Annotated in this window: 7 protein-coding genes; 5 read left to right on the top strand and 2 right to left on the bottom strand. The window is 68.6% G+C overall.

Annotation, left to right across the window (positions count from 1 at the left end; translation table 11 throughout):
• The first annotated feature begins 157 nt into the window (after positions 1-157).
• Genes APY03_RS33080 through APY03_RS33090 form a run of 3 tightly spaced genes read left to right on the top strand, consistent with a single transcriptional unit; the run spans position 158 to position 2,633 of the window.
• Positions 158-1,177 carry a thiamine pyrophosphate-dependent dehydrogenase E1 component subunit alpha gene (locus APY03_RS33080; RefSeq protein WP_068683955.1) on the top strand — a complete coding sequence of 340 codons (1,020 nt, stop codon included), beginning with the start codon at positions 158-160 and terminating at the stop codon, positions 1,175-1,177.
• A complete protein-coding gene (locus tag APY03_RS33085) occupies positions 1,168-2,172 on the top strand; it encodes an alpha-ketoacid dehydrogenase subunit beta (RefSeq protein WP_232081212.1) in 1,005 nt (334 codons plus the stop codon). The genes APY03_RS33080 and APY03_RS33085 overlap by 10 nt, the downstream gene beginning before the upstream one ends.
• Positions 2,169-2,633 carry a MarR family winged helix-turn-helix transcriptional regulator gene (locus APY03_RS33090; protein ID WP_068683957.1) on the top strand — a complete coding sequence of 155 codons (465 nt, stop codon included), beginning with the start codon at positions 2,169-2,171 and terminating at the stop codon, positions 2,631-2,633. The genes APY03_RS33085 and APY03_RS33090 overlap by 4 nt, the downstream gene beginning before the upstream one ends.
• Before the next feature lie 13 nt (positions 2,634-2,646).
• On the opposite strand, the gene APY03_RS33095 is transcribed toward APY03_RS33090, so the two are convergent.
• Positions 2,647-3,408, bottom strand: coding sequence for an SDR family oxidoreductase (locus tag APY03_RS33095; protein WP_068683965.1), 762 nt, complete (start codon positions 3,406-3,408; stop codon positions 2,647-2,649).
• Between the two features lie 110 nt (positions 3,409-3,518).
• On the opposite strand from APY03_RS33095, the gene APY03_RS33100 reads away from it, so the two are divergent.
• Together APY03_RS33100 and APY03_RS33105 are read left to right on the top strand one after the other, a co-directional pair.
• Complete coding sequence (locus tag APY03_RS33100; RefSeq protein WP_068683959.1) at positions 3,519-4,457, top strand: LysR family transcriptional regulator; 939 nt, start codon at positions 3,519-3,521, stop codon at positions 4,455-4,457.
• Between the two features lie 136 nt (positions 4,458-4,593).
• Positions 4,594-5,601, top strand: a complete 1,008-nt coding sequence (locus APY03_RS33105; protein ID WP_068683961.1) for a Bug family tripartite tricarboxylate transporter substrate binding protein — start codon at positions 4,594-4,596, stop codon at positions 5,599-5,601.
• Positions 5,602-5,718: 117 nt separating this feature from the next.
• On the opposite strand, the gene APY03_RS33110 is transcribed toward APY03_RS33105, so the two are convergent.
• Complete coding sequence (locus APY03_RS33110; protein ID WP_157103489.1) at positions 5,719-6,069, bottom strand: hypothetical protein; 351 nt, start codon at positions 6,067-6,069, stop codon at positions 5,719-5,721.
• Positions 6,070-6,374: the final 305 nt, after the last annotated feature.

Here is a 6,374-nt window from a genome sequence, read left to right on the forward strand (position 1 = left end):
CCCCGGTGGCGGTGGCGGCGGGCCAGGCAGGTAAGGCACAACGGCGAGGCAGGCCGAGGGCGGCGCGCAGACGCGCGGGTTAGCCCGCTCACACGCCCTTGGTCACGATCGATACGATTTCGGGTGAGGCGCAGCCCTGCTCTGCGCTGGAGCCGAGATGAACACCGAGATCTCCGAGACCGAGCGCCTGGCGCTCTACCGAACGATGTGCCGCATCCGCGCCTTCGAGAACGCCGCCGAGGTGGCCAGCCAAGGCGGCGTCAGTGCCTATGGCCAGGAAGCCGCTGGCGCCGCCAGGGTGCGCGGCCCCCTGCACCTGTCGACCGGGCAGGAAGCAGTTGCGGCAGGCGTCTGCGCCCACCTCGCAAAGGCCGACTACCTGACCTCCACGCACCGCGGCCACGGCCACACGCTGGCCAAGGGCGCCGACCTGACGCGCATGATGTGCGAGCTGTTCGGCAAGGCAAGCGGCTTCAATGGCGGCAAGGGCGGCTCCATGCATATCGCCGACTTCTCGGTCGGCATGCTGGGGGCCAACGGTGTGGTCGCGGCCGGGCTGCCGATCGCAGTGGGCGCAGCGCATGCGCAGAAGCTGCAGCGCAAGGACGCGATCACCGTGTGCTTCTTCGGGGACGGCGCGATCAACCGCGGGCCCTTCCTCGAATCGCTCAACTGGGCGCGCGTCTACGCACTGCCGGTGCTCTTCGTCTGCGAGGACAACCAATGGAGCGCAACCACGGCCAGCGGGCCGATGACAGCCGGCGACGGTGCATCGGCCCGCGCCGAGGCGCTGGACATCGCTGCGACGCGTGTGGACGGCAACGACGTCTTCGCCGTGCATGCGGCCGCGGGCAGGCTGGTGGCCGAGGTGCGCAGCAGGTGCGGGCCGCGGCTGCTGCATGCCCTCACGTACCGTGTCAAAGGGCATGTCTCGGTCGACCCGGCGGGGTACCGCGATCCGGCCGAACTGGCTGCTGCACTCGAAACCGATCCGATCGAGCGCGCCCGCGTGCGCCTGCTGGCCGGCGGCGCCGAGGCTGCCGTGCTCGAAGCCATCGTGGACGAGGCGCAGGCAGAGGTCGAGGCCGCCTTGGCCGTGGCCGACGCAGCGCCCTGGCCCGATGCCGCGGCCGCCTTCACCGACGTGCAAAGCACCGGAGCCGGCCAATGGACATGAGCACCGATACGGCGCCCGGCCGCGCGACTGCGGCCACAGCGGGGGAGCTGAGCTACGCAGAGGCCGCGGCGCTGGCCGTGCAGCGCGAGATGGAGGCCGATGCCCGCGTCGTGGTGCTCGGCGAGGACGTGGGCCGTGGCGGCATCTTCGGCCAGTACAAGGGCTTGCAGCAGCGCTTCGGCGCCGAGCGCGTGATCGACACGCCGATCTCCGAGGCCGCGATCATGGGTGCCGGCGTGGGCATGGCGCTCGCGGGGCTCAGGCCGGTGGTCGAGATGCGGGTGGTGGACTTCGCCCTGTGCGGTATGGACGAGCTGGTGAACCAGGCAGCCAAGAACCGCTTCATGTTCGGCGGGCAGGGCCGGGTGCCGCTGGTGGCGCGCATGCCGGGCGGCATCTGGGATGCTTCGGCCGCGCAACATTCGCAGTCGCTGGAAGCCTGGTTCGCGCACCTGCCGGGCGTGGTCGTGGTGTGCCCGTCGACGCCGCAGGACAACCATTCGCTGCTGCGCGCGGCAATGCAATGCGGCGACCCGGTGGTCTACATCGAGCACAAGAACCTGTGGGGACGGCGTGGTGCGGTGGACGAATCGCTGGCGGTGCCGCTCGGCCAGGCTGCGCGGCTGCGGGCGGGCGACGCGTTGACGATGGTCAGCTGGAGCCGCCAGCTGCAAGCCTGCAGCGCGGCTTGCGATTTACTTGCCGCCGAGGGCATCGCGGTCGAGCTGATCGACCTGCGCACGCTGTGGCCGTGGGACCGCGAGGCGGTGTTCGGCTCGTGCGGGCGCACCGGTCGCCTGATGGTTGTGCACGAGGCGGTCCAGGCGGGCGGCTTCGGCGCAGAGATTGCGGCCAGCGCCGCCGAGGCAACAGGCTGCCGAATCGCGCGGCTGGGCGCACCGCGCATTCCGGTGGGTTATGCGCCGGTGCTGGAAGCGCAGTCCCGCGTCACCGCCGAACGCATCGCCGATACGGCGCGAGCCCTCTGCCGATGAGCGATGCCGGCAGTCTCGAGGACTCGATCTTCCTGAAGCTGGTCCGCGTGGTGAACCTGACGGCGCGGCCCTTTCAGCAGCGGGTGGGGCGTCGTCATCAGCTCACGCTCAACGAATGGCGCACGATGGCCGTGCTGGGCCGGCAACCCGGGCTCACGGCGACCCAGCTCGCGGAGTTGACGGGGCTGGACAAGATGGCAGTGAGCCGCGCGCTCGCGGGCCTGAAGCGCCACAAGCGGCTGCACCGACACGAGGACCCGACCGACCAGCGCCGCAGCCGGCTCTACCTGAGCAGCGATGGCAAGGCGCTCCACGCCATCGTCAGTGGCGAAGCCCGGGCGCGCGAGGCCGAGCTGTTCGCGCTGGCCGATGCGGAGGAACTGAGGCGACTGGGGACGACGCTGGACAAGCTGATCGCGTCGGTGACGCAAGCGGCAGGCGACGTGTCGCAACAGCCATGAGTGCGAGGCTTGGCTAGGCCGCGAAGCCGCCGTCGATATTGAGGCTGGCGCCGGTGACGAAGCCGGCCTCGGGCCCCGCAAGGTAAGCCACCATGCCCGCGATCTCGTCGCCGCGGCCGTGCCTGGAAAGGGCCATGAAGCCGTGCATGGTGGAAGCCATCGGGCCATCGGCCGGGTTCATCTCGGTGTCCACGGGGCCGGGTTGCACGTTGTTGATCGTGATGCCACGTGGCCCGAGGTCGCGCGCGAAACCTTGCACGAGTCCTCTGAGTGCGGATTTGCTCATGGCATAGACACCACCGCCGGAAAAGGGCATGCGCTCGGCGTTGGTGCTGCCGATGTTGATGATTCGGCCACCCTCGCCCATGTGGCGCAGCGCCGCCTGGATGGCGACGAAGACGGCGCGCACATTGACGTTCAACGTGAGGTCGAAGTCCTCCAGAGAGATCTGATCGACGGCACCGAGCTTGAGAACGCCTGCGTTGTTGACCAGGATGTCGAGCCGGCCGAACGCGTGTGCGGCCTGGTCGATGGCCGAGCGCAGCGCATCCGCATCGGCGCTGTCGACGCGCAGCGCGATCGCGCGCCCGCCTGCGGCTTCGATGCTTGCGGCCAGGTCATTGGCGGCGGCATCGTTGCTGGCGTAGCTGAAGGCGACGGCGGCGCCGTCCTGGGTGAGGCGCCGCACGATGGCGGCGCCGATGCCGCGCGAGCCGCCGGTGACGAAGGCGGCCTTGCCGTCGAACAGGGGCCTGGGGGAAGAGGCTTGGGACATGGTGGAACCTTGGAAGTGTGTTGCGATGACTGCAGTGTCGAGCTTCGATTGCACCTTCGGTAGCTCCCCAAAAGCCCTATCAATTTCAACTTCGGGTTGAAAATCCGCGCGTGCAACCCTTGAGCCACCTTGAGTCCTTCGTCCGCAGCGCCGAGACCGGCAGTTTCTCGGCGGCCGCGCGGCAACTGGGCCTGACGCCCGCAGCGGTGAGCAAGAACGTCGCGCGGCTCGAGGCCAGCCTGGGCCTGCGCCTGTTCCAGCGCAGCACCCGCAAGCTGACCCTGACCGAGGGCGGCGAGCGGCTGCTGCACCAGGTCGCCGGCGCGCTCGGGACGCTGGCCGACGCGGTGGCCGGCGCCGCCGAGGCCGACCGGCAGCCCGCCGGCACCCTCAAGGTCAGCATGGGGCAGGCCTTCGGGCGCGAGTACGTGGTGCCGCTGCTCGGCGAGTTCCTGGCGCTTTATCCGGCCGTGCTGCCTGACTGGCATTTCGACAACCGGCAGGTGGACCTGATCGGGGAGGGCTTCGACGCGGCAATCGGCGGTGGCATCGACCTCACGCCGGGGCTGGTGGCGCGCGAGCTGGCGCGCATCCATGTGGTCGCCGTCGCCGCGCCGCACTACCTGGCCGGAAAGGCAATGCCGTCCCACCCGGCAGAGCTGGCGGCCTTCGACCGCATCGTGCGCCGTTCTTCGCCCACGGGGCGCATTCGCCCCTGGACGCTGCGTAACACCGCCGGCGACGAGGTGGCGGTGGAAGCCCGGCCCCGCCTGATCTTCAACGACCCCGAGGCGATGTGCCGCGCCGCGATGCTGGGGCTGGGCGTCGCGCTGGTCCCGATGCCGTTTGCACTGCCTGGGTTGCAAAGCGGCGCGCTGCTGCGCCTGCTGCCGGGCTGGTATGACGATGCCGGCCCGTTGTCGCTGTACTACCCGAGCAAGAAGCTGCTCCCGGCAAAGACTCGCGTGTTCGTCGACTTTGTGGTGGAGCACTTCCGGGCGGGGGGCTTCGCGCAGCGCGTGCATGGGGCGTCCTCAACGCTGGCGTGAGCCGAACGGCCGCTCCGAAGGCGAATGGCACCGTAGCCGAAGGCGAAGGTACTCCGGCGAACACGGGGTAATTCCCTGCGGCGGATGTGGCTCGCGCCCTGTACAACACTGCGCCATGTATCAACAGGAATTGCGCATGAGCTCTGCATTCATTTCCCGCCGCGCCGCACTGGCCCTCGCGGCCGCCGCGGTACTCGCCATCGATCCGGCGTTCGCCCAAGGCACCTGGCCGACAAAGCCGGTGCGCATCGTCGTGCCCTTCGCGCCCGGCGGCACCACCGACATCCTGGCACGCGCGGTGGCGCCCGAATTGTCCAAGGCCTTCGGGCAGCAGTTCATCGTCGACAACCGCGCGGGCGCCGGCGGCAACGTCGGTGCGGACATCGTCGCCAAGGCGCCCAACGACGGCTACACACTGCTGATGGGCACGGTCGGCACGCACGGCATCAACCGCGCGCTCTACCCGAAGCTGCCCTACGACCCGATCAAGGATTTTGCGCCGATCACGCTGGTGGCGGCGGTGCCGAACGTGATGGAAATGAACATCGACAAGGCGAAGGCGCTCAACATCAACAGCGTGGCGGACTTCGTGAAGTACGCCAAGGCCAATCCGGGCAAGCTCAACATGGCTTCGAGCGGCAGTGGCACCTCGATCCACCTGGCCGGGGAGCTCTTCAAGACCATGACCGGCAGCTTCATGACGCACATCCCGTACCGCGGCTCGGGCCCGGCGTTGCTGGACCTGGTGGGCGGCAATGCCGACGTGATGTTCGACAACCTGCCTTCGTCGATGCAGCAGATAAAGGGCGGCAAGCTCAAGGCGCTGGCCGTGACCAGCGCGCAGCGCTCGCCGGCCCTGCCCGACGTGCCGACGGTCGAGGAAGCCGGCGGCCCGGCGCTCAAGGGCTACGAGGCGAGCTCGTGGTTCGGCCTGCTGGCGCCGGCCGGCACGCCGCCGGAGATCGTGAACCGCATCCAGCAGGAAGTCGCCAAGTCGCTGGGCACGGCGGCCATCAAGGAGAAGATGTTGGCCCAAGGCGCGATCCCGAGCGGCAACACGCCGGCCGAGTTCGCCAAGATGATCGACAGCGAACACACCAAGTGGGCGAAGGTGGTGAAAGCCTCGGGCGCAAAGGTGGACTGAGCGGCAGTCCGGCGGCTGCGCGAAGGGCGCAAGCCTGGGGCATCGCTGTCGAGCTGATCGACCTGCGCACCCGCAGGCCGCGGGCCGCGGGCCCGGCAGAGACGGTGCTCGGCTTAATCAGCCCGGGAAGATGGCGTGCATGGCCAATGGCGCTATCAGCATCAGCCACTGCACCATCACTGCCGGTCCGCCATTGCGGTCTGCATGATCCTCAGCCCACTGGGCCGCGTTGTTCCTGGCGAAAGCAGCGTCCGACTGGCCGGGTATGCGCATCACCAGCTCGGACGCCGATGGGCATTGCGACCACAATTGCTCGGAGATCCAGCCACTTGGCACATCGCCTGTTCGGCCGGAGTCGGAATGGCTCGCACCTATGGTGTACGCGAACTCTTCGGCAATGCTGTAGCAAGTGTCCGCGTCAACCGCGAACCCGCATTGGCAGAGCCATTCCTGGACCAGCTTTGTCAATTGCTCGACTGGAGTCGCGGGCGGGGCTCCGATCGGCCTACCATCCTCCCCCGGGGTCGTGAGGACGACGGCGGTCGCTACGACTCCGCCAATAAGAGCAGTGGCGACCACCACGGCCTTAATGGGATGACGGCACATTGCGTTCAGCACTCTGCCCGCGGCGCTCGTCTGCGTAATGCTTGGCTGTTCAATAGCTTGGCCGAGAGGCGGAGAAGCAACATTCCCGGGGTCCGAATCGGTCCCGGATCCTGCGTCTTCACTGGAGCTAGGGAGATGCTGATCAATGAACGACGCCGTAGGATCTG

The organism is Variovorax sp. WDL1 (assembly GCF_001541225.1).
Classification (GTDB): domain Bacteria; phylum Pseudomonadota; class Gammaproteobacteria; order Burkholderiales; family Burkholderiaceae_C; genus Variovorax.

Bases quoted from the DNA above. Each gene is read 5' to 3' on its own strand.
- APY03_RS33105 (WP_068683961.1), top strand. From the start codon at position 4,594: ATGAGCTCTGCATTCATTTCCCGCCGCGCCGCACTGGCCCTCGCGGCC.
- APY03_RS33095 (WP_068683965.1), bottom strand. From the start codon at position 3,408: ATGTCCCAAGCCTCTTCCCCCAGGCCCCTGTTCGACGGCAAGGCCGCC.
- APY03_RS33085 (WP_232081212.1), top strand. From the start codon at position 1,168: ATGGACATGAGCACCGATACGGCGCCCGGCCGCGCGACTGCGGCCACA.
- APY03_RS33080 (WP_068683955.1), top strand. From the start codon at position 158: ATGAACACCGAGATCTCCGAGACCGAGCGCCTGGCGCTCTACCGAACG.
- APY03_RS33090 (WP_068683957.1), top strand. From the start codon at position 2,169: ATGAGCGATGCCGGCAGTCTCGAGGACTCGATCTTCCTGAAGCTGGTC.